The organism is Neobacillus niacini (assembly GCF_030817695.1).
GTDB lineage: Bacteria > Bacillota > Bacilli > Bacillales > Cytobacillaceae > Neobacillus > Neobacillus niacini_F.
In genome coordinates this window covers 200,946-223,402 of the sequence record NZ_JAUSZQ010000007.1, presented here as the reverse complement: position 1 = coordinate 223,402, position 22,457 = coordinate 200,946, and the positions used below count along the sequence as shown (strand labels likewise).

At 39.7% G+C, this 22,457-nt stretch carries 22 protein-coding genes; 18 read left to right on the top strand and 4 right to left on the bottom strand.

Annotation, left to right across the window (positions count from 1 at the left end; all coding sequences use genetic code 11):
* Positions 1 to 45: 45 nt before the first annotated feature.
* Together QFZ28_RS29000 and QFZ28_RS28995 are read right to left on the bottom strand one after the other, a co-directional pair.
* Complete coding sequence (locus QFZ28_RS29000) at positions 46 to 285, bottom strand: DUF6429 family protein (RefSeq protein ID WP_307198048.1); 240 nt, start codon at positions 283 to 285, stop codon at positions 46 to 48.
* Between the two features lie 409 nt (positions 286 to 694).
* Positions 695 to 862 (bottom strand): hypothetical protein, encoded by a 168-nt coding sequence (locus QFZ28_RS28995; RefSeq protein ID WP_307198047.1) that lies wholly within the window; start codon positions 860 to 862, stop codon positions 695 to 697.
* A 279-nt stretch (positions 863 to 1,141) separates the two neighbouring features.
* Between QFZ28_RS28995 and QFZ28_RS28990 the strand changes: the two genes are divergently transcribed.
* Complete coding sequence (locus tag QFZ28_RS28990) at positions 1,142 to 1,594, top strand: JAB domain-containing protein (RefSeq protein WP_307198046.1); 453 nt, start codon at positions 1,142 to 1,144, stop codon at positions 1,592 to 1,594.
* Between the two features lie 1,413 nt (positions 1,595 to 3,007).
* On the opposite strand, the gene QFZ28_RS28985 is transcribed toward QFZ28_RS28990, so the two are convergent.
* Entirely contained in the window at positions 3,008 to 3,304 is a 297-nt protein-coding gene (locus QFZ28_RS28985; RefSeq protein WP_373428180.1) for a hypothetical protein, read from the bottom strand.
* A 23-nt stretch (positions 3,305 to 3,327) separates the two neighbouring features.
* Complete coding sequence (locus tag QFZ28_RS28980; protein WP_307198045.1) at positions 3,328 to 3,579, bottom strand: hypothetical protein; 252 nt, start codon at positions 3,577 to 3,579, stop codon at positions 3,328 to 3,330.
* A gap of 216 nt (positions 3,580 to 3,795) precedes the next feature.
* Between QFZ28_RS28980 and mobQ the strand changes: the two genes are divergently transcribed.
* The 17 genes from mobQ (at position 3,796) to QFZ28_RS29945 (ending at position 21,388) form a co-directional block, all read left to right on the top strand.
* Positions 3,796 to 5,799, top strand: a complete 2,004-nt coding sequence (gene mobQ / locus QFZ28_RS28975) for a MobQ family relaxase (protein ID WP_307198044.1) — start codon at positions 3,796 to 3,798, stop codon at positions 5,797 to 5,799.
* A gap of 88 nt (positions 5,800 to 5,887) precedes the next feature.
* The gene (locus tag QFZ28_RS28970; RefSeq protein ID WP_307198043.1) at positions 5,888 to 6,148 is read left to right on the top strand and encodes a hypothetical protein; all 261 of its coding nucleotides are present in this window, start codon (positions 5,888 to 5,890) and stop codon (positions 6,146 to 6,148) included.
* Positions 6,149 to 6,155: 7 nt separating this feature from the next.
* Positions 6,156 to 7,904, top strand: coding sequence for a CD3337/EF1877 family mobilome membrane protein (locus tag QFZ28_RS28965; RefSeq protein ID WP_373428186.1), 1,749 nt, complete (start codon positions 6,156 to 6,158; stop codon positions 7,902 to 7,904).
* 99 nt (positions 7,905 to 8,003) lie between these two features.
* Positions 8,004 to 8,651 carry a lysozyme family protein gene (locus tag QFZ28_RS28960; RefSeq protein WP_307198041.1) on the top strand — a complete coding sequence of 216 codons (648 nt, stop codon included), beginning with the start codon at positions 8,004 to 8,006 and terminating at the stop codon, positions 8,649 to 8,651.
* Positions 8,644 to 8,808 (top strand): NlpC/P60 family protein, encoded by a 165-nt coding sequence (locus QFZ28_RS28955; RefSeq protein ID WP_307198040.1) that lies wholly within the window; start codon positions 8,644 to 8,646, stop codon positions 8,806 to 8,808. Before QFZ28_RS28960 ends, QFZ28_RS28955 begins: the two co-directional genes overlap by 8 nt.
* A gap of 141 nt (positions 8,809 to 8,949) precedes the next feature.
* On the top strand, positions 8,950 to 9,096 hold the full coding sequence (locus QFZ28_RS28950) for a hypothetical protein (RefSeq protein WP_307198039.1): 147 nt from the start codon (positions 8,950 to 8,952) through the stop codon (positions 9,094 to 9,096).
* 5 nt (positions 9,097 to 9,101) lie between these two features.
* A complete protein-coding gene (locus QFZ28_RS28945; protein ID WP_307198038.1) occupies positions 9,102 to 9,344 on the top strand; it encodes a hypothetical protein in 243 nt (80 codons plus the stop codon).
* Between the two features lie 391 nt (positions 9,345 to 9,735).
* Positions 9,736 to 10,386, top strand: coding sequence for a TetR/AcrR family transcriptional regulator (locus QFZ28_RS28940; protein ID WP_307198037.1), 651 nt, complete (start codon positions 9,736 to 9,738; stop codon positions 10,384 to 10,386).
* A 699-nt stretch (positions 10,387 to 11,085) separates the two neighbouring features.
* Complete coding sequence (locus tag QFZ28_RS28935) at positions 11,086 to 11,577, top strand: biotin/lipoyl-containing protein (protein WP_307198036.1); 492 nt, start codon at positions 11,086 to 11,088, stop codon at positions 11,575 to 11,577.
* 13 nt (positions 11,578 to 11,590) lie between these two features.
* On the top strand, positions 11,591 to 12,943 hold the full coding sequence (accC, locus tag QFZ28_RS28930; RefSeq protein ID WP_307198035.1) for an acetyl-CoA carboxylase biotin carboxylase subunit: 1,353 nt from the start codon (positions 11,591 to 11,593) through the stop codon (positions 12,941 to 12,943).
* Between the two features lie 27 nt (positions 12,944 to 12,970).
* A complete protein-coding gene (gene accB / locus QFZ28_RS28925; RefSeq protein ID WP_307198034.1) occupies positions 12,971 to 13,495 on the top strand; it encodes an acetyl-CoA carboxylase biotin carboxyl carrier protein in 525 nt (174 codons plus the stop codon).
* Positions 13,496 to 13,529: 34 nt separating this feature from the next.
* Complete coding sequence (locus QFZ28_RS28920; RefSeq protein ID WP_307198033.1) at positions 13,530 to 15,680, top strand: methylmalonyl-CoA mutase family protein; 2,151 nt, start codon at positions 13,530 to 13,532, stop codon at positions 15,678 to 15,680.
* On the top strand, positions 15,677 to 17,842 hold the full coding sequence (gene scpA / locus QFZ28_RS28915) for a methylmalonyl-CoA mutase (RefSeq protein ID WP_307198032.1): 2,166 nt from the start codon (positions 15,677 to 15,679) through the stop codon (positions 17,840 to 17,842). Before QFZ28_RS28920 ends, scpA begins: the two co-directional genes overlap by 4 nt.
* Before the next feature lie 2 nt (positions 17,843 to 17,844).
* The gene (gene meaB / locus QFZ28_RS28910; RefSeq protein ID WP_307198031.1) at positions 17,845 to 18,960 is read left to right on the top strand and encodes a methylmalonyl Co-A mutase-associated GTPase MeaB; all 1,116 of its coding nucleotides are present in this window, start codon (positions 17,845 to 17,847) and stop codon (positions 18,958 to 18,960) included.
* A 22-nt stretch (positions 18,961 to 18,982) separates the two neighbouring features.
* The gene (gene mce, locus QFZ28_RS28905; RefSeq protein ID WP_307198030.1) at positions 18,983 to 19,402 is read left to right on the top strand and encodes a methylmalonyl-CoA epimerase; all 420 of its coding nucleotides are present in this window, start codon (positions 18,983 to 18,985) and stop codon (positions 19,400 to 19,402) included.
* Positions 19,403 to 19,471: 69 nt separating this feature from the next.
* Positions 19,472 to 21,013 carry an acyl-CoA carboxylase subunit beta gene (locus tag QFZ28_RS28900; RefSeq protein ID WP_307198174.1) on the top strand — a complete coding sequence of 514 codons (1,542 nt, stop codon included), beginning with the start codon at positions 19,472 to 19,474 and terminating at the stop codon, positions 21,011 to 21,013.
* Between the two features lie 123 nt (positions 21,014 to 21,136).
* A complete protein-coding gene (locus QFZ28_RS29945) occupies positions 21,137 to 21,388 on the top strand; it encodes a 3,4-dihydroxy-2-butanone-4-phosphate synthase (protein WP_373428185.1) in 252 nt (83 codons plus the stop codon).
* Positions 21,389 to 22,457 lie beyond the last annotated feature (1,069 nt).

Here is a 22,457-nt window from a genome sequence, read left to right as displayed (position 1 = left end):
ACTTTTACGAAAATTAAAGGGAAATCTCATTTACAGAGAGATCCCTTATTGTTCTTCTATATTGTATTCCTTCATCAGTTTCTTGGCTTGTTCGATTCCTTTTTCTGTTAGATACACTGATTTTGATTGCTTGCTGCCACGAATGTAATCATTCTCCGTTAATTCATTTAGTGACTCAAAAGGATAACCCTTCCAACTCCTCTGAGCATTACCCAATCCATAATCTTCTGTAAAAGATGTTAAATGCAGTAATAATAACGTTAATTCATCAATCTGATCTTTCATTTTATGCATTCCTTTACTTTTACCCATATTATAACGAAAACAATGTTTTAGTAAAACTACAGGGATGTTATTTGGTATAAAGAAGACAAATTTGTAAGTTTGGATATTTCAACTATGGCAGATAAAGCAAGAGTGATATCGAATATGGTTTAACGATATCTTTTAAAATTGGAAATAGGAACTTGTATCTCTTCCGGACTTTTCAAGTAAATTACCCTATTGATCTTAAAGTATATATCGTTGCATGAAATGAAGTTTATTCATTAAATCTATGTAAAAGGGTCAACTATCAAATCTTTACTTTTTAGGCGGCTGCACTACGCACTGTAAAGAAAGGAAAAGCACCTTTCTTACATTCCATACGTGTCGCTTCGGCATTAAATGGCTCGATAACCACGGATTGTATGGCTCATACTTCGCCAACAATTCCATAGGTTCCTGTTCCATTTACGGCTATTATCGCCGCCATACCGAACGAGCCGAAAAGCTCAAGGATTATAAGACAAAAGGAAGCAGCCGACTGGCTGCTTTTATTATTTATTTTTCCCTTTGCCTTACGAATCGTAAAACAGCGCAAGCCGACTAACCTTTTCAGCCGGTAGGACACCCGAACCTTTCCGGCTAAAAGCTAAGACGGCTAGTCGCTCAATCAAGGGGCAAAAAAGTTTTTTTCTTAAAAGCACTTCGTAACAGCAAAAAACTTTTTGTGCTATTCCCTTGACCGACCGACTATTCGTGTTTTCCGTTCTCCATGTCAAAGGGGAAAAATCATCCCCCTTTGGGGAATATATTCGCTTCGCAAGGCAAGAGGAAAAAGAAAAGAAAAAAATCAAAAACAAAAGGGAGTTTTGAAAAAATGGAATTAACGTCAATCTTTGAAGTCGTCCGAATCAAACAAGAAATTAAGGAATCCTCCGTTCCGTTTGTACTGTATCAAATTCGTTCACCAGAGGATGCTCAAACATTAGCGGCCGCACATATTGCTGATGAAGATAGAGAAGTATTTCTTGTCATGATGCTCAATACGAAAAATCAGGTAGTGGGGTTACATAGAGCGCATATAGGAAGCTTGAATGCGAGTATCGTTCACCCTAGGGATGTTATGAAATGTGCCATTCTTAATAATGCGGCATCCATTATTGTCAGCCACCAGCACCCAAGCGGAGACCCAAGACCGAGCAAAGAAGACATTGAGGTGACTAGGAGACTTGCAGAAGCCGGGAAAATTATAGGAATTGATGTCCTTGACCATGTGATTGTCACCCATACAGGAAAACACATCAGCCTAAAAGAAAAAGGTTATCTATAAAATTAGGAAAATAACAAAGGGGCTTTGCCCCTTTGTATAAAAAGAAAAAGCATTGTGAACGAGAATATAATAAAAAGTTACTTAAAGGTTATGAAATCAGTTGCGGGCTATTATTTAGGATGGGAAGGCCTATACAAGTTGAACCATCCTTCCTTATAATGGTTGCAGTGATTATTTTGCGAATGCCAGGGATGCTGAAAAAATACTAGAGAAAATAAATCTATAGAAGGAACTACATCGGCTAGATCTACAGCTGGTGCAGGGTTACGAAAGGAAGAAAAAACGTCCGTTTTTTCTTGATTAAAAGCAGGCATCGAGCCTGCTTGATGCTTGCTAAAAGCAACCTAACCTTTTGAGGTTTATTCAAGGGAGAAAGGAAAGCATTTTCTGAAGCAAATGTTTCTATTTTTTTGTTTCCGTTCTTAAATATTATTAGGGATCGTTCCAATTACAACGGTAAGAAAGAAGATTATTAATACCAGCTTATTCTCATAAGATGTTACTTACGAATGTTTTACATTATTAGGATTTGCCTTTTATAATATACGGTTTATTCTAGCCTTATTTAGGGGAAAACGATACTAATAGAAATATAAACCAATATTGGTTTGACAATCAGTGGTTTCATTTTTGATGCAGAAGAAAGTAAAAATTCACCGTAATTTTGAAATGATAAAATTTACGGAATCATGTCATCATCTTTTTCAAAAGAATAAAGGGAACTTTGGAAAGATGATTTAGTGAGATCTATTATCGGATGGGAAAATGTTTTAAAGAATTAATAAGTGAGAAAAGGACGGATCGATTGCGTGAAAATTTTAGATGCCTTAAATGAGATAGTAAAGATTTAACTATAAGGGTTGTATAGTCAAAAGGGACTTCGTTTAGGAGTTTTTTTAGTACTAAACATACAAAAGTAAACCTTCACAGAGTTACACCCCATTTTTAAACCAATCACCTAGATATAAATGTATATTCATAAGCCCGCGTTTATGAGTGACCGTTATCAACCTATAGTTAACTTTAAAGATGAATTTTCTTACATGAGATTGGTTAAAAGGAATGCTAAAAATAAAAATTTTTACTAAGTTTAAAAGCTACTTCTGGTGGCAGCACTACGGACTGTAAAGAAAGTAAAATCCGTCTTTCTTTACAGTCCATATGTGCTTCGGTATTAAATGGTTCGATACCCACGGACTATAAGTCTCATTCTTAGCCAATATTCCCTAGGTTCCTGCCTCATTTACGGCTATCGCCGCCATACAGAACGAGCCAACAATCTTCAAGATTAAAAGAAAAAAAGAATAAAGACAAAAAAATAAAATGTTTCTATCACTTTATTTTTTTCTCCCATCAAGGAGTATCTAGTGGGCTTTCAACCCTAAATATAAAGCACTCATCACTCTGGGTGCTTTAATTAGATTTTTTTGATTCGTTGGCCTCTGTATTTTCCATTATTTTTTGAATTTGTCGACTGACATAATCGCTATTCTTTTTCTTGAAATCAGCTAAAACTTTTAGCAATAATTCTGTTTCCAGTAGAGACACATTTTCATTTTCTAAGTACTTTTCAAAGAGTGCACCTTTTTGTATCAATCTTCTAGTTCTTGCTCGACGATCTTCAGTTGTAATTTTGTATTCTAGTGCTTTCTTTTTTTGTTCTAAAACTTTTATTTTATCATCAAGTTTACGGACTTCTTCACTGGACACGTTCATCATCACCTTAAAGGTTTTTATGACAGGTTACTTTCTTGTTTTTTTTCCCCTTCGTTAGATGAAGATACCTCTTTATATGAATGTAATTGTTCCTTAAATACATCGATTAACTCCTTTGCTTCGGTAACGTCTTCGACTCCCCATGTTTCCATTAAATACTTTCCAATGTTTTTTTGAGAATCAATCAAAATACGTTTTTGTTTTTCTTTTAGTTTTTTAATTTGTTCTTCAATACTTATTATTTGCTCTTTTGTATTTTGTTTTGCCACGGTCTGCACCTCATTTGGGTAGTTTACTATATTATAGCATTTGACCCAAATTATGGGAAGTGATACAATAATCCCGAAAATAAAATTAAGGGCGCACTTATATACCACTATCGTGATATGGTGCGTTAGCTCCTTCTTTTAAGGAACTAATTTCGTGAGGCGTCTGAAAAATTCGCTTCGCTCATGTAATTAAAAGAAAATGGGGTGACTATGACAATGGCAATCTATCATTTTTCGAATCAGATCATTTCAAGAAAAAAACAACAAAACACCATAGCGGCGGCTGCCTATCGTTCTGGTGATAGACTGATAGATGAAAGAACGAGTGAGGAGAAGTTTTACAAAAGGAAAGTGAAACCGATTACTCATATTCTTGCGCCTAATCATGCACCTCAATGGGTTTATGATCGCCAGCAATTATGGAATGAAGTGGAGAAAAAAGAAAAACAATGGAATGCTCAGCTTGCTCGTGAAATTAATGTAGCTTTGCCAAAAGAATTATCCCATGAAGAACAAGAACAATTAGCCATTGAGTTTTGTAAAGAGGTTTTTGTAAAAGATGGGATGGTGGCTGATTTATCAATTCATCGGGATGATCAAGAAAACCCTCACTTTCATGTAATGTTAACCATTCGTCCATTTAATAAAGATGGAACATGGGGAAATAAACAAACGAAAGTGAAAGAAATGATTGATGGAAACAAACAGGTAAAAGCTGTACATACAACTGATTGGAACACAAAAGAAAAACTGATGTATTGGAGAGAACAGTGGGCGCAATATGCCAATCGTTTTTTAGAGAAAAATGGTTTTTCTGATAGAATCACTCATTTATCAAATAAAGATAGAGGGATTGAAATACTTCCAACTATTCACGAGGGTTTCATTGCGAGACAGATGCAGAGGGAAGGAAAAGAATCCGATCGAATTCAAATAAATAATGACCGAAAAGAGTACAACAAAACCGTTATTGAATTGGCAGAAGCGAAAAAAGAAAAACAGATTAAAGAAAGAACTGAAAAGTTTGTTCGTCGATTTACTCCTTTAGAAAAAAAACAATTACGTGAATCTGCTAAATCCTTAAGATTATTTGTGAATTATGAAAATATTAACACTCGAAGATTACAGTTGGAAAAGTGGAAATCTCGACTTGAATTTAGTCAAGATTCAATAGAAAAGTATAAAAAATTAAACTGGATTGAAATAGAAACAGATGTATTAAACCAAGCTGAAAATATTCTAGAAAGGGAAGCCAAACGATTTTTAGAAAAATATTATCCAGATCTAAAGAAAGATGAACTAACTAAAGATCAAATAATTGAAGTGGTTGAAACAACGGTTTCTCAAAATAAAATGTTAAGCAATAAGGATATAGAAAAGGTCTTTAATGAATTAGAAAGGAAGCAAATTGAAAAAGACCTGGATGTTTTATTGAATAATAGACCACAATTCGTTTTATTCTTGCAGGAAGAAATACAAAATGTAGAGAAACAATTCGAACACTTACGGTTGAAAAATGGAGTTAACTTTGCTGATCCATCTACCATAAAAAATGCTTCTGATAAAGATTTAAAGAAAATGCAGTTTTTATTAAAACAAAAAGAAAACATGAACCAATCGTTAGATTTAATGGATCTGCTTTATGATTATCAGCTTGAAGAATTGTATCCTCATTGGGATGGACGAGATTATTTGACCCTTGAACAAAAGGAATTCTTTGTCATGGCCGAAGAGTATTTTGGAAGCACCATTATGCCTGAAGATTTTTCATCCCCTCCAAGAAAGTATTCGAAAGAAGACCAGCATAAAATTATTTTCTCCTTGTATCGAATGAATACTAAAGATGAGAGAGCGATTCAAAATCAATATAGGGAACTTTTACTTAATGATTATCCTGATTTCCAAATCAATAACCAGTCTTATATGAATATGTTTTATCATGAATGTATGAGGTTTGCTGATGAAATTGGTCCTGAGAGAATTGATCAACTTCGCAGCGTGTTCGATGTTCAATCGTTTGATATTGTGGAAGAATCACGATCTGAAACTTCTAACACCTTTACATGGTATTCAAAACCTTACCTCCCAGCGAATGGTTCCGATTTCTTCTCTATCCTCGAAAGTGCCATCCGTGAAGCTGATCGTAAATGGAGGGAAGATGAATTCGAGCAGCAGCATAAAAACAAGAAGAAAAAACGGCAAAGAGGTATGAATCGTTAGTCAAACCATACTAATTATTGTTAAGATCCTTACGCCGATCCAGAAGAAGTTTAAAGAAGAAAAAGAAAATGATACAGGTCAAAATGAATTGGAAGAGGTATCGGAAATCGTTGGGTTTCGAGCTGTACCCGTTTATGACATCCAACAGACCGAAGGAATGACCCTCCTGTTTAATCCCATAGTTCCAGATAAGGTAGAGTCGAGTGATTTTGCAGAAATAATCTATGAGCATTTAAAAAACAAATTTAATGAAGAGCTTTCGATTACAGAAAAGACCTTAGACAGAGTAGGCTTATATGGATATTACACACCTTCCGAGCACTCCATAACTATCATTGCATTCTATTAATCAGGGAATGTGGGGATTTAATAAGACTATTGCTAGTTTCACCCTTTATTCCGTTAACGAGTTGATGACATTTGATTTAATTAGTCAAATAGTTGATGAAGCAGGAATTATGAGTAAACGAATCTATGAGATTATGTCAGGGACTTTCTTATCTTTGTTTGTCGTAATAGTTGGAGGAATAGCAGCATGGCGCTATTTTGTAAATCAGCAGGTTGGCTATGCGGTAGAAGCCATTATTGGCGCTTTGGTGATCATGGTCCTTATGTTTTGGTTTTACTCTGATGCGACAGGAAACATTAAATGGCTCAATGATCGAGGAGCGGAACTAGAAGGGATCGCAAGCTCAGTAAATGTGTTAGTTAGTTCTGATGAGTTTAATAGTAACGCTGCCTATGATTCGAAAGAAGGAATTGCGGTACTGGTAAATCAATTGTTTAATCTCATGATTAAACGTCCATATTTACTTTTAAATTACGGTTCAACAAAGGAAACGGAAGTTGTTAGTGAAAATCCCAATAGGGTCGATAGTCTTTTAGAAATTAAGCCGTATTCAGCTGAAGGTAAAGAAAAAAGAAAAATTATTGTTCGTGATGAGGTTTCTAACTTTGACAACAAGCAAATGTCACCCGATTTTAGCGGTGAACGGTTTGGTCACCTAATTGTCACTATCCTTTCAAATATTGCACTATCTATTCCGGTCCTGTTATTAGGAATCTTTAAGTTTTTGCTTCAAGTATGGTTTTTGGCATTGGTTATTTTTACGGCTATTCCATTGGTTCTTTCATTAATTCCATCTTATAGCGAAACGGCCTTAAATCACGGGAAAAAGCTGATGGGTGTACTCTTGATGAAAGCAGGATTAGTGCTTTTGATTGCGGTTATTACGGGACTTGTTACATTGCTCTATGAATCTATTAAAGTAACGAGTGGAGTAGAGGGATATGCTTTTGTAGTTTTCTTAATTTTCATTACCATTTGGGGACTGTTTAAATTCCGTTCTGAAATTTTTGAGGTTGCTTCTGCTGGAATGATTCAAGGCAGGAATATGGTTGAACGCATGGCATATTCGACCACAAGCTCAATCGGTGAGGCTGGGGAAAATAGCTATAAAGGATTAAAGCGCATAACGCAAGGGTCTTATTTAGCAGGTGGAATGGTAAGAGGTTTTCTAAATAGTCAGAATGGTGAAAATGAAAAATCTTTTGATTCTCCAACTAAGGCAGGGATGGGGCAATCACAAGTCACAGGACCGAAATCAGCTAAACGAAGTCTGATTGGAGAAGGGGAACAAAGTAAGGGGACAGCAGCAAAATTGGCTATGAGTAAAGATGAAAAAACAGCCACAGCAGCAGTCGATGATGAATCTACCACTCGATCAGCTTCCAGAAATGCCGGAGCAGCCATTGTAAATTTAAATCATTACAAAAAAGAAAAAGATGAGAGTACTTCAAAAAGTTCTGTTTCTGGTCAAACAACTCCAAACCGTACAGTTTCGGAAGCTCGGAACCCGAATGCGGAAGGTGTAAAGACCTCTGAAAAACCTGTAGCTGGAACAACCAACCGTCAAAAGCCACCTTCTTCCCATCGAGATCCGGCTGCGCGAATGGAAAGTCAAAAAGAAGTAGCAGCTACAAAAGAATCTGCGAAATACTTAACAAAGTGGGAAGCTCAGCAGCAAATCGATGCCAGAAAAACAACCTCATCTTCTAAAACATCCAAACAATCAAAGAGCAGGAACCATGAATCTGAAGAATAAAAATGAATCACAAATGTTATGGAAAAAGTGTTTTGATACATTCGGTTCATTAATAATCTCTATGATAATAACGTCCAAGCCCTATAGAAAGGAGATCACATGCAGGGAGTTTTGAAGAAAGGTCCAAAAGTCGTCGGAACCATTGCTATTCTTAAAAACCCTATTACATGGATTCTTACAGGCATTTTTCTCCTTCTCACTTTTCTTTTCGGAGTTGCTTTGTTTGTTTCAATCGGCTTGGGCGGTGAGAACCAGTTTGAATCTAAAATGTCTGGAGAAGTGGCCGGTGGAATGGCGCAAGTGTCAGCTGAAGTTATACGATACGAGCCGTTAATTCAGAAGTATGCGAAAGAAAACGGAATGGGTGAATATGTCGGGCTCATTATGGCACTTATTCAAGGTGGACGGCACTTAGATGTTATGCAGTCTTCCGAATCGATCGGACTTCCACCTGGAACTATTACTGACCCTGAATACTCTATTCAGATTGGCGTGAAATATTTTGCGGAAGTAATGAAGCAAGCTAAAGGTGATATTTACATAGCTTTACAGGCATATAACTTCGGAAGTGGATTTATTGAATATGCTTTAGATCGTGGGGGCTATTCAAAAGAAGTAGCTATCCAGTTTAGTAGCATGATGGCAGCAAAGACAGGATGGTACCGTTATGGTGATGTAAACTATATTGAACATGTTTTACGTTACTACAACGATGAAAATGGAAGCATGGTGCTCAGGATTGCTTGAATATGCCTTTGCACAAGTCGGTATTAATTTGTATGGGACAGCTCAAGCGCAGTACAACAAAACGAAGCCGGATCCTGAAGATCAAATAAAGCCGGGGGATTTAGTCTTCCCGTATTTAGAGAAAAAAAGGATATCATTAATTTCTGCTTTATGGTGATTGAACGTTCCGTGGCTGGTGAATTTGTCTATCATTCTACTAAAAATGTGACATACACAATATTTCCATTCCACTACATGGGAATCAAAAAAGTTTCCGAATTTTAAAGGTAAATTAAAGGCTAATGGGAACATTTTAACAATGGAAGAAGCAATGAAGGGATTAAAAGAAGTTGACGAGGTATTCTTAAGATTAACTTGGTATTTTGAAGCACCTGAACAGGAAAGTTTTAATATCGGATTATTGTATCACCATTTAGAGAATGAATGGCTTGAATTTTTGCATTAGAGTTAATGACTCAGTTCTTTAGAGAGGATACGTATTTAATTCAAAAACCAACTTTTTCCATTCCTCGAGAAACGCTGGCTGATTATTTTAATCAAAAGCAGTTTGCTGACTTCATATCGGAACATGGATTGAATTATGATAAGCGGAAATTAAATGTGTATTACAGTCGAGGTAAATTGCCCAAAGCGGATGTTGAACTTGCTGGTATCCCCTATTGGAGTAATGTGAAAAGGAGAAGGAACGATTGAAAAACAAATAGGGTAGGAGCTGTTAATGGGAGGTTACATTTTGAATTCTATTATGAATGAATCGGTTAAAATCTTGCGAATAAACCTTTTATTTTGACTCGGATCCTTTAAAGGAAAATAGTCCGTTATGGTATATACCGGCCGAGAAATTTTTCAAAGCGGATTCCTACGAGGTATTAACTCAATTCAATGCATATGTACAGCAGCTTAATGAAAATCAGTTAGGTGTTATTTTAATAATTGCAAAAGTATTTGCAACTTTTGTATCAATTGTTTATACTATGGGGAATAATAATTACAATTTTCAAAGTATTTATATCATTTGTGTACTTAGAAAATAAAAATAGTTGCATCTTAGGGGGTATGATAAAATACACTGGGGTGAATTTAAATGGCTGAAAAATCATTAAGAGATCGAATTATAGAAACATCGCTGCGCATGTTTGAAGCAAAAGGCTTTCACAAGGTGACTGTTGATCAGATTGTGAAAGAAAGTAAGACTTCGAAAGGTGGATTTTATCACAATTTCACGTCAAAAGATGAATTGCTTTATCTTATCCATGACCATTTTATTTCCTATGTCTTAGAACAAGGGAAAAAAGCAAACGAACAGTGGGATACGCCGACGGAGAGACTCCACGCGATCATTAAGTCGTTTGTTTCCATGATTGAACTTTATAAATCAGAAGTAACGGTGTTCTATGAAGAGTACATGTATCTCGCTCCTGAATACATTAATGACATTAAGATAAAAAGGGATCAATATAAACAATTAATGTTTAAGGTGATTCAGGATGGAATGGATTGCGGTGAATTTCGAGACCTGCCAGTCCCTATTATTTCGATGGCTATTTTCGGAATGGTGAACTGGACCTATAAGTGGTATAAACAGGATGGTCAATACTCAATTGAAGAAATTGCAGACATGTATGCCGATTTTATCTTGCATTCATTATTGACTGAGGAAGCGAGGGAAAATCCGGAATTTTCAAAGTTCTTTCTGAAGTCCTATCCGCAAGACTTTAAAACTCAGTTGTTCTAAAGAGAAATAGTGATGCTAGTTGGTCAGGATTTGGCCTGTTTGAAGGTATCCTTTAAAGGTCTTAGTTTGATTCAGGATCATGTAAAAGGGTTAGTTTAATTCGAAGACCAACTAGTTGGTCTCGTTAAAAAGGACTAACCTTCAATACATTAAAAAGGTTTTTTTATCACCAAAGACCAACTAGTTGGTCTTGTTAAAAAGGACTAACCTTCAACACATTAAAAAGTTTTTTTTATCATCAAAGACCAACTAGTTGGTCTCGTTAAAAAGGGACTAACCTTTAACACATTAAAAAGGTTTTTTTATCATCAAAGACTACAGTTGGTCTTGTTAAAAAGGACTAACCTTCAACACATAAAAAAGTTTTTTTTATCATCAAAGACCAACTAGTTGGTCTCGTTAAAAAGGACTAACCTATAACACATTAAAAAGGTTTTTTTATCATCAAAGACCAACTAGTTGGTCTTGTAAAAAGGACTAACCTTCAACACATAAAAAAGTTTTTTTTTATCACAAAGACCAACTAGTTGGTCTCGTTAAAAAGGACTAACCTTCAACACATTAAAAAGTTTTTTTGTCATCAAAGACCAACTAGTTGGTCTTAGTAGCAAACTTGAGCTCAACGGATCTTCATCGTCGTGTTTCCATTCATTGAGATTTGAAAGTATGTCGAAAACAAACTGGCAGGAGTGTTTATTTATGATAAAAATGCTTGAACTACGAGAAATGATTAGATTAGTCAGCGAGAATTCCATTCAAGAATTTAGCTTAAAAAATAATGGAGTCAGAATTACGATGATAAAACAGATTTCAAAAATCTCCGGATTCACAGAAGAAACCGTTCAAACGGCCTTCAACGAGGCGGCTAACACATTGGAACAGGCACCTCAAAATTCAGCACGGGTTGTGCCAAATATAGAAGATGAGGGATTTGAGGTAGCCTTGCACCAAATTGTTTCGCCTGTAATCGGTGTATTCGCTTCCTCCGCTGGACGAGGTGGCCAACCGTATGTAACCGTCGGCGACCATACCACAAAAGGTACTATTATAGGTCATTGCAAAGTGGAAAAGTTAGATCTGGATCAGGAAATCATATCCGATGTAGAGGGAGAAGTGGTCGAGTTTCTTGTGGAAGACGGCGAGGTCGTGGAATACGGACAACCGCTATTTTTGGTGAAGTTAAAAAGCTAAGGGGGAAGGTCGAATGTTTAAAAAAGTACTGATTGCTAATCGTGGAGAAATTGCTGTTCGTGTCATTCGTGCATGTAAAGAAATGGGGATTCAAACCGTGGCCGTCTTCTCCGAGGCAGATAAAGAAGCCCTTCATGTAAAATTGGCCGATGAAAGTTTTTGTATCGGGCCGACTGCGTCAAAAGATAGTTATTTAAATATGACCAATATCATGAGTGTTGCCTTGGTATCCAATGTGGATGCCATTCATCCTGGATATGGATTTTTAGCGGAAAATGCTGATTTCGCAGAATTCTGTGCACGAAAAGATGTGACCTTCATCGGACCGGATGCCGAAGCGATTAATAAAATGGGTGCGAAAGCGGTGGCAAGGGAAACGATGAAACGTGCCGGTGTTCCGACTGTCCCGGGTACAGAGGGGCTCGTCGACGATATAGAAGAAGCAGTAAAAGTTGCTAAAACAATCGGTTATCCGGTGATTGTCAAGGCCACAGCAGGTGGTGGTGGAAAAGGTATGCGGGTTGCGAATGATGAGGATGAATTGAGAAAAGCGATTCGCCAAGCGCAGAAAGAAGCTGAAACCGCATTTGGCAATCCCGGTGTTTATTTAGAAAAGTATTTGGAAGAGCCCCGTCATGTAGAAATTCAAATTATGGGCGATCAATACGGAAATGTGGTTTACCTAGGGGAGCGTGATTGTTCGATCCAACGCCGCCACCAAAAACTTGTAGAGGAAGCGCCATCCCCAGCTCTTGATCAGGAACTCCGTGAAAAAATGGGAGAGGCAGCTGTTGCTGCGGCTAAGGCCGTTAACTACCATGGTGCCGGAACCGTTGAATTCCTATTAGACAAACATGGCCAATATTATTTTATGGAAATGAATACCCGCATCCAGGTTGAGCACCCGGTTACGGAAATGGTAACAGGATTTGATTTGATTAAAGAACAAATTTCTGTCGCTGCCGGGAACCCGCTTTCATTTGAACAAAGGGATGTACAGATTAATGGTTGGTCGATTGAGTGCCGCATTAATGCAGAAAACCCTGCAAAGAACTTTATGCCATCTCCTGGAAAAGTAGAGGTCTATCTTCCACCAGGCGGGTACGGCGTCCGGGTCGATAGTGCCGTTTACCCAGGTTATCAGATTTCTCCATTTTATGATTCGATGGTAGCGAAAATTATTGTTTGGGGAAAGGACCGTGATGAAGCGATTCAACGAATGAAGCGTGCATTAGAAGAATTTGTGATCAGCGGGATTAAAACTACGATTCCGTTCCATCTGCAATTATTGGAGCATGAAGCTTTTGTTAAAGGCGATTTTAATACGAAATTTCTAGAATTACATCCGATTAAAATTGAGGATTAAACCCATTGAAAAAAGGAGCGAAAGTCCATGTGGAAAATGCATGAAATTAGAGAAATGATTAAGTTGTTTGAAGAATCAGCGCTTGAGGAAATGAAAGTCGAACTAGAAGGATCAGAATCCAATATTTTTTTAAAAAAGCAAGCAGGAGCAACGATTCAATTAAGCAATGAAACTATCGAAACCGTAAAACCAAGCATGAAGCAGGAACCTGTTGCTGTAGCTATTAAGGAGGCACCGGCCTCAATGAAAAAAGAAACAGCGAAGTCTGTTCAAGAAGAACGTCCGAAACCAGTTAATACTGATAATCCAAGTTTAAAGAAAGTCGTTTCACCAATGGTTGGGACGTTTTACAATGCCCCATCGCCTGATGCCAGCCCGTTTGTGAGAATCGGCGACAAGGTTGAGTCTTCCACCGTCGTTTGTATTCTTGAAGCAATGAAGCTATTTAATGAGATTGAGGCGGAAGTTAGCGGCGAGATTGTCGATATTTTAGTTGAAAATGGCCACTTAGTCGAGCACGGCCAAACACTGTTCCTTGTGAAACCAGAATAGGATGATAGTTTCCTAGATGAAAGAGGGATCCCTAATGATAATAAATGCAAATATGGATGAAAAAGAAAAGCTAAATAAAGAAAATAGTGGGTTCGCTGAGTTCCCAGCTCCTTCTTTTAATGAGTGGAAACAAGCGGCGGTTAAGGCGTTAAAAGGGGCGTCATTTGAAGAGAAGCTTGTTACAACGACGTACGAAGGGATTGCCATCCAACCAATGTATACAAAAGAGGATGTAATCGGAATTTCTCACCTTTCCTCATCACTCGGGACCGCTCCATTTGTACGCGGAACAAGGGAAATAGGAGAACAAAGAAAACCGTGGGAGGTCAGTCAAGAGCTGCCTTATGGCACACCTTCTGAATTTAATGAGGCGGTAAAAATCGACTTAACCCGGGGCCAGACGATGGTAAATCTTGTTCTTGACCGTGCTTCAGCATTGGGAAAGGATCCGGATCAAGCAGCACCGGAATGCGTAGGGGATAAAGGGGTCTCTATTAGTTCTCTAGAGGATGTCAAAAAAGCCCTTGAGGGAATCAACCTTGAAAAAACTCCACTCTTTGTCCAAGCGGGGATGGTGGGACTCCCTGTCTATTCGATGATTGTTGCCGAGGCAAGGCAGGCGGGAATGGATATCCGTCAGCTGCGCGGTTGTGTGGGAATGGATCCGTTGGGGACTTTGGCAAAGGAAGGAACTTTACCAATTTCGCTGCAAAAAGCGTATGAATGGATGGCAAAACTCACCTTATGTTCCAAAGGCGAAACGCCGGAATTAAAGACGATTCTAATCCAGGCTGACACTTATCACCAAGCTGGCGGAAATGCAGCGCAGGAATTGGCATTTGCATTGGCAACAGGGGTGGAATATATCCGGGAAATGCAGAACAGGGGATTGTCGATCGGAGATGTGGCCCAAAGCATGATTTTTACCTTTTCCGTTGGGTCCAATGTCTTTTTGGAGATTGCAAAGCTGCGTGCGGCACGCCTCCTTTGGTCAAATATTGTTGCTTCATTTGGCGGAAAGGAAGAAGAGCTGAAAATGTCCATTCACGCGCGCACATCTTCCTGGACAAAAACAGTATCCGATCCGTATGTAAATATACTGCGAGGAACAGCAGAGTCGTTCGCGGCTATTATTGGCGGGGCAGATAGTCTTCATGTGTCACCGTTTGATGAAGCCGTTCGAACACCTGATGAATTTTCCCGTAGAATCGCACGAAATACGCAAATTATTTTAGATAAAGAGGCACACCTCTCAAAAGTGGCAGATCCTGCAGGTGGGTCTTGGTACGTGGAATCCCTTACCGATTCACTTGCCAAACAGGCTTGGCAGTTATTCCAGCAAATTGAAGCGAGCAGTGGTATGTTCAATTCTCTTGAGAAGGGCGAGATTCAGGAACAAATAAATGCGATCGCGAATCAGCGATTTACCAATATCGCCCACCGCAAAGAACGCTTGGTCGGAACAAATATGTATCCGAATTTAACAGAAAAAAAGCTTTCTAAGAATGCGGAATCCGTTTATGAAGTACGTTGCAAAGAGGTACGCTCGTACCGGGAGACCGCCTCTCCAGAAGGGAAGGAAACGTTGCTTCAGCGATTGGGAGCCGAACAAAACCTAGAAAGTTTCTTAAACGTATTTCGTCAAAGGCTCACCATTGGGGAAGTGATGGATGTTATTCACCAAAATAATCCAGATGTACCAAGCATCCAAGCGTTGCCTGCCCGCCGAGCATCAGAACAATTTGACTCCTTACGGGAACGTGCTGAAAGCTATAAAGACACGTATGGTTTTTATCCAAAGGTGTTCCTAGCTAATCTCGGTAAGCTTGCACAGTTCAAGCCAAGGGCGGATTTTGCAACGGTATTTTTTGAAGTCGGCGGTTTTGAGGTTCTTTCAAATAACAGCTTTGAAACGGTAGATCAAGCTGTTCAGGCTACGGTAGAATCGGAAGCTTCGATTGTTGTCATTTGTTCTCATGATGACGTCTATGCCGATATGGTCCCAACGCTTGCAGGCGAACTGAAAAAGATGAATCCGGAGCTAACGTTATTATTAGCTGGTTCCCCAAGTTCCGAACATGCAGAATTGTTCAAGCAAGCTGGGGTAGATGAATGGATCCATATGAAATCAAATTGTTATCAAGTGCTGTTTGACCTTCAACAGCGGAAAGGGATTGGACAATGAGTAGAAAACCAGATTTTACGACAATTGCCTATAATGAAAACGCTCCATCTCTAAAAGGGAAGCAAATGGTTCAAACTTCATTCGAACAAGATGCATGGCTGACGATGGAAAAAATTTCTGTAAAGCCTTTCTATGAGGAAAAGGATTTGGAGGGGATGGAGCATCTTGATTATGTAGCCGGGATGGCCCCATACTTGCGCGGACCTTATCCAACGATGTATGTCACAAAGCCTTGGACAATTCGCCAATATGCCGGATTTTCAACTGCTGAAGAAAGTAATGCTTTTTATCGCCGAAATCTTGCAGCCGGACAGAAGGGACTTTCGATTGCCTTTGACTTAGCAACGCATAGAGGATATGACTCTGATCACCCTCGTGTAGTCGGGGATGTGGGAAAAGCAGGTGTGGCTGTCGATTCGATTCTCGATATGAAGGTACTATTTGATGGGATTCCACTTGATCAGATGTCGGTTTCAATGACGATGAACGGTGCGGTTCTGCCAATCATGGCTTTTTACATAGTTGCCGCTGAGGAGCAAGGGGTTGAGCAAGCGAGTCTTACCGGAACCATTCAAAATGATATTTTAAAAGAATATATGGTCCGGAACACGTATATTTACCCACCAGAAGCTTCAATGAAAATTATTGCCGATATTTTTGAATATACATCCAAACATATGCCGAAATTCAACAGCATTAGTATTTCTGGTTACCATATGCAAGAAGCGGGTGCCCCAGCAGACATTGAGCTGGCTTATACATTGGCGGATGGCTTGGAATATGTTCGCACAGGGATAAAGGCGGGCATGGATATTGATACATTTGCGCCAAGACTATCATTTTTCTGGGCGATTGGCATGAATTATTTTATGGAAGTGGCGAAAATGAGGGCCGGACGGATGATTTGGGCGAAACTCATGAAACAGTTTAATCCGAAAAATGAAAAGACGATGGCACTCCGCACTCATAGTCAAACTTCGGGGTGGAGTCTGACCGCGCAAGATCCGTTTAATAATGTCACAAGGACCTGTGTGGAGGCAATGGCAGCAGCATTGGGCCATACACAGTCGCTTCATACGAATGCACTTGACGAAGCAATTGCGCTGCCAACGGATTTTTCCGCACGCATTGCCCGGAATACGCAATTGTTTTTACAGGATGAAACAGGAATTTGTAACGTCGTGGACCCATGGGGAGGTTCTTATTACGTCGAATCGTTAACAAAGGAACTTGTCGACCGTGCTTGGGAGCATATTCAAGAAATTGAGTCACTTGGCGGGATGGCGAAAGCAATTGAAACAGGATTACCGAAGATGCGAATCGAGGAAGCCGCCGCTCGTCGCCAAGCACAAATTGATTCGGGGAAAGAATTGATCATTGGCGTCAATCAGTATCGGCTTGAAAAAGAGGATCCGCTTGAAATTCTTGAAGTAGACAATACCGCGGTTCGCGAAGCACAACTTCGTAGATTAGAAGAATTACGCGGCAATCGTGATGAGACATTAGTGAAATCAACCCTTGAGGCGATCACAAAATCGGCTGAAACTGGGGAAGGCAATCTGTTAGCTTTAGCGATTGAGGCCGCTCGGGCAAGAGCAAGTCTTGGAGAAATATCGGACGCTTATGAAGAAGTGGTTGGTCGTCATAAAGCGGTGATACGTTCGATTTCTGGAGTCTATAGTGCAGAATTTGGCGAGAACGAACAAGTAGCCGTTATAAGAGAAATGGCCGCTGAATTTGAACAACAGGAAGGCAGACGTCCAAGGATCATGATTGCAAAAATGGGTCAGGATGGCCATGACCGCGGCGCAAAAGTGATTGCTACGGCCTTTGCCGATTTGGGATTTGACGTCGATATTGGTCCGCTTTTCCAAACGCCGGAGGAAACAGCAAGGCAAGCCGTTGAAAATGATGTGCATGTCATCGGTATGAGTTCCCTAGCTGCTGGACATAAAACTTTATTGCCTCAATTAATCGAAGAATTGACGAAGCTTGGTCGTGAAGATATCGTTGTCGTTGCCGGCGGGGTCATTCCTGTACAAGACTATGAATATCTCAAAGAAAATGGGGCTGCAGCAATTTTTGGACCAGGTACTGTGATCCCTGTTGCGGCGCAAAAAGTATTGGAAGAAATTAACCGCCGACTTGAGGATGAGATGTAATCATGGATAACAATAAGATAAAGCCGGAATGGTTCCCGGAAGGCGGGGGAAGTGAATATGCTTCCCGTGTAGTGAAGGGGATTTCAACGGATGAAAAGCAGGCAAAAGCGCCAACCGTCCCACTCTCCCCTCGCCGGCGCCGGTTAAACGTCAGTGACTATGTTGAAGGTGTCCTTTCCAGGAATCGGACGGTCATCGGCCAAGCAATTACGCTCGTTGAAAGCAACCACCCGGCCCATATGGAGCTTGCACAACAAGTGTTGAAAGAGCTCCTTCCGTACACCGGAAAGTCGATTCGTATTGGAATCAGCGGTGTGCCTGGTGCGGGGAAAAGCACGTTGATCGAGACCTTTGGAACGATGCTCTGTAATCAAGGAAATCAGGTGGCTGTCCTCGCAGTTGATCCAAGCAGTTCCATTACAGGTGGAAGCATTCTTGGTGATAAAACAAGAATGGAATTACTGTCGCGAAATCCTAATGCCTTCATCCGGCCATCAGCAACAGGAGGAACCTTAGGCGGAGTCAATCGTAAAACACGGGAGACCATGCTCATTTGTGAAGCGGCAGGTTATGATGTGATCATCGTTGAAACCGTTGGCGTCGGCCAAAATGAAGTGACGGTCCGCTCGATGGTCGATTTCTTTCTATTGATTATGCTGACCGGGGGCGGAGATGAACTTCAGGGGATTAAAAAAGGGATAATGGAGCTGGCTGATGCGATCTTCGTCAATAAAGCCGATGGTGAAAATAAACAGCGCGCTTTAGCCGCAAAAACGGAATTTAACCGGATTCTGCATTTTTTACAGCCAATTACAGGAGGATGGGCACCTAAGGCCTATACCTGTTCTGCTTTCACAGGGGAAGGAATGGCAGAAATGTGGCAGTTGATTAATGATTTCAAAGAGAAAACAACTGTGTCTGGTGTGTTTGGCAGGAGGCGGCAGAAACAAACGCTTGACTGGATGTATACGATGGTTGAGGATTACTTGCGGTCAAGCTTTTATAACAAATCAGAAATAAAAAGGACCCTGCCGGGAATTGAAACAGTAGTTATTAACGGGGAAGTTTCAGCAACAATGGCAGCAAAACAGTTATTGAAAACATATAACGACCATTAAAAGTAATAAAGGGGACGGGAAAATGTCGGTTAAACCACCAAAACAAATTGAACATATTGGGATTGCCGTTAAGGACTTAGAGAAGTCGGTTCAATTTTACACGGAGTTTATTGGGTTAACATGCGTAGGGTACGAAACAGTGGAAAGTGAGAAGGTTCGTGTCGCCTTCCTGGAAATAGGAGAAACCCGCTTGGAACTGCTAGAGGCGACCAGTGAGGATAGCCCGATTGCTCAATTTATTGAAAAGAAAGGGGAAGGCATTCACCATATTGCCCTTCAAATCGATAATTCTGTCAAGCGCTTGGAGTTTTTAAAGGAGCAAGGAGTCAAATTAATTAATGAAGTGCCAAAGCAAGGCGCCCATGGAAATCTTGTCGCTTTTCTTCACCCGAAATCGACAAATGGAGTGTTGCTGGAATTGTGTCAGCCTAAGGGCAAATAACCTTTCCGAAGCTCAACGCTGAGGGATTCAGATTATAAGAAAGCTAGGTGAGTAAATTCGATGAGTACAATGTATGAAAAAATAAATGAGTTAATGGATAAAAAGTATAAAGTTGAGCTAGGCGGAGGGGACGACCGGATTGAAGCCCAGCATAACCGCGGTAAGCTAACCGCTAGGGAACGGATTGATCTGCTCTTAGACGAAGGCACATTCGTCGAATTAAATCCATTTATCCAACATCGAGCCACAAACTTTGGGATGGATAAAATCGAAGCCCCAGGGGAGGGAGTTGTCACTGGTTACGGAAAAATTCATGGCCGAATTGTTTATGTGTTTTCACAGGATTTTACCGTTTTCGGTGGGGCGCTTGGTGAAGCGCATGCGCTGAAAATTTCGCGTATTATGGACTTGGCGGCCAAAAACGGAGCACCAATCATTGGTTTGAACGATTCAGGCGGCGCACGAATTCAAGAAGGGGTCGAGGCCCTTGACGGCTATGGCCATATTTTTTATCGCAATGCGATTTATTCCGGGGTCGTTCCGCAAATCTCTGTTATTTTAGGACCATGTGCTGGTGGCGCCGTTTATTCGCCGGCGATTACCGACTTTGTGTTTATGGTCGAGAAGACAAGTCAGATGTTTATTACCGGTCCAAAGGTGATTGAAACGGTAACAGGAGAAAAAATTACCTCGGAAAACCTTGGCGGAGCAAGTGTTCACTCAAGTGTAAGTGGTGTTGCACATTTTACCGCAGAGTCTGAACCAGAAATTTTAAATGACGTTAGAAAGCTGATTAGCTTTCTGCCACAAAATCAGTCGGAACAACCACCGGTTGTTGAAGCAGAACAAGATAATGGCTGGAGCGATGAAATCATTGATCTCGTACCGATTCAAGGAACAAAGGTTTATGATGTGTGCAAGGTGATTGAACAGGTTGTCGATCATGGGGAATTCATGCAAGTTCAAAAAAACTTTGCGAAAAATATTGTTGTTGGATTTGGCCGTATTGATGGTCACAGTGTGGGAATTGTCGCGAATCAACCGAAAGTGATGGCTGGAGGATTAGACATTAACTCATCCGATAAATTGTCCAGATTTATCCGCTTCTGTGATTCATTTAATATTCCTTTGATCACGTTTGAAGATGTTACAGGTTTCTTTCCTGGAATCAATCAGGAGCATGGCGGAATTATCCGTCATGGTGCGAAAATTCTCTACGCTTATTCGGAGGCGACGGTGCCGAAAATTACCGTTATTCTAAGGAAAGCCTTCGGAGGAGCCTATGTTGCTTTGAATTCGAAATCGATTGGCGCCGATATGGTTTATGCGTGGCCAAACTCAGAAGTCGCGGTAATGGGACCTGAAGGAGCAGCGAATATCATCTTTGCGAAAGAAATTGAACAGAATGAAGACCCAGCGGCAACGAGAGCCCAAAAAATCGCTGAATATCGCGAAACTTTCGCGAATCCATACCAAGCAGCATCAAGAGGCATGGTCGACGACGTCATCGACCCCCGTGAAACTCGAAAAAAACTCAAAGAATCCCTTGAAATGCTACGGACGAAAAAAGAAACAAGACCTGCGAAGAAGCATGGGAATATCCCGCTTTAGCGACAACTAGTCGAAATCATGGTCACCAATAGTCGTGGAATGGTTAGTGTCGGAATTGAAAAGCAACGAGCCTTTATTAAGATGGAACTATCTTTTCAAGATTCAGCTTAATACGGATCATATCTGACCATCTTATGCAATATCAGTGGATGTTGCTGGGCAACAACAGGGATATCAGCATTTGAACGTTTTGATACGATAAAAGCGATTAATAATCCAAACAAACAGTCAAGCGATTTTAAAAGACCTGGTCAAGTTTTCCCCTATTGCTCATCAGGACGGTATTTTCGGAAAAACAAAGTCATATTGAAGCTGGAATTGAGCTCGCAAAACTATGCAATTCCTATCCTTCAGCCGTCATGTGTGATGTCTTAAACGAATATGGAGAAATTTCAAATTAAAGAGGCTGTCCTAAAAGGTATTAAATTGGGACAGTCTTACTTTTCAGCCCCATTATTCATTTAGTTTTTGGGTGGAAAAGTCCCTTGGGCGGAGATGCAATAATCGTAGTGGTTTCCTAAGGTATAGTTTCCATAGAATTCGGCGGTCGCACTGTCCCTCTAAGACGGTACGTAGCACCATAAAGTACTTAAGGGGAAACTATCTTTATCACACCCGTATAGGAAGTGCCATCACACGTGGAAACAGTCATTATCGGCAATCCCCCAAATAAGATGACGGCATCCACTTGGATTCTTGATAGTGAACTAGGTTAAGTAAGGCTAGAACTGACAAGGAGGACCACCTACCATATTACCGCATGGCTGTTCCATTTAGCCCAATTACTACTTAAAACATAGCAAAAGTTTCTGCAAAATACTCATCTGTTTAATAAAAAAAGCTGATGGATATCTTTTACCCATATTATCCTACCCTCTAGCCCGAATTCACCCCTCATTAATTAATAAGAATCCCCTTTCGATTTCGGCTCCCCATTTTTGGGTATAGACAATCTTTAGTTTGAAAACGCGTATTTCCAAGATAATTTATCGAATGAAACAAAATACATAAAAGTTATTTTTTTATTTAAAGCTTCTTATTTGTTGCATATGTCTAAGCATTCAAAATAACTAACCAGCTCCTTTTTTACATGTCTAGAATCTATTGTTGTTTTTCTGGAGAAAAAATCAAAGTGTTGGTCCTATCAAATTTAAACATACGAATGTCTACTTTGAATGGATAACGGGGGGCAAGTTTTATGAAATAACTTTAAAATTTTTTAAATGAATATACATACACAGGTGAAACAGGTTATGAGGGTTTTAAGTTACCTACTTTCTTCTCATCCCTTATGATCTCCTAGTGAAAATTTAGATTAGTTTGATTTTTATATAAATTAGCGTAAAAATAAATACTTTACATGAAGGTGTTTAAGTAACAAAAAAACAATTGACAGAATAAATTAAAAATATTAATATTTAATTGTTAACCTATTATTATATTT

Excerpts from the sequence above, each read along its gene's own strand:
- QFZ28_RS29000 (WP_307198048.1), bottom strand. The coding sequence starts at position 285 with ATGAAAGATCAGATTGATGAATTAACGTTATTATTACTGCATTTAACA.
- mce (WP_307198030.1), top strand. The coding sequence starts at position 18,983 with ATGTCGGTTAAACCACCAAAACAAATTGAACATATTGGGATTGCCGTT.
- accC (WP_307198035.1), top strand. The coding sequence starts at position 11,591 with ATGTTTAAAAAAGTACTGATTGCTAATCGTGGAGAAATTGCTGTTCGT.
- accB (WP_307198034.1), top strand. The coding sequence starts at position 12,971 with ATGTGGAAAATGCATGAAATTAGAGAAATGATTAAGTTGTTTGAAGAA.
- mobQ (WP_307198044.1), top strand. The coding sequence starts at position 3,796 with ATGGCAATCTATCATTTTTCGAATCAGATCATTTCAAGAAAAAAACAA.
- QFZ28_RS28945 (WP_307198038.1), top strand. The coding sequence starts at position 9,102 with ATGACTCAGTTCTTTAGAGAGGATACGTATTTAATTCAAAAACCAACT.
- QFZ28_RS28960 (WP_307198041.1), top strand. The coding sequence starts at position 8,004 with ATGCAGGGAGTTTTGAAGAAAGGTCCAAAAGTCGTCGGAACCATTGCT.
- QFZ28_RS28920 (WP_307198033.1), top strand. The coding sequence starts at position 13,530 with ATGATAATAAATGCAAATATGGATGAAAAAGAAAAGCTAAATAAAGAA.
- QFZ28_RS28935 (WP_307198036.1), top strand. The coding sequence starts at position 11,086 with ATGATAAAAATGCTTGAACTACGAGAAATGATTAGATTAGTCAGCGAG.
- scpA (WP_307198032.1), top strand. The coding sequence starts at position 15,677 with ATGAGTAGAAAACCAGATTTTACGACAATTGCCTATAATGAAAACGCT.
- meaB (WP_307198031.1), top strand. The coding sequence starts at position 17,845 with ATGGATAACAATAAGATAAAGCCGGAATGGTTCCCGGAAGGCGGGGGA.
- QFZ28_RS28900 (WP_307198174.1), top strand. The coding sequence starts at position 19,472 with ATGTATGAAAAAATAAATGAGTTAATGGATAAAAAGTATAAAGTTGAG.
- QFZ28_RS28940 (WP_307198037.1), top strand. The coding sequence starts at position 9,736 with ATGGCTGAAAAATCATTAAGAGATCGAATTATAGAAACATCGCTGCGC.
- QFZ28_RS28965 (WP_373428186.1), top strand. The coding sequence starts at position 6,156 with ATGTGGGGATTTAATAAGACTATTGCTAGTTTCACCCTTTATTCCGTT.
- QFZ28_RS28990 (WP_307198046.1), top strand. The coding sequence starts at position 1,142 with ATGGAATTAACGTCAATCTTTGAAGTCGTCCGAATCAAACAAGAAATT.
- QFZ28_RS28950 (WP_307198039.1), top strand. The coding sequence starts at position 8,950 with ATGGAAGAAGCAATGAAGGGATTAAAAGAAGTTGACGAGGTATTCTTA.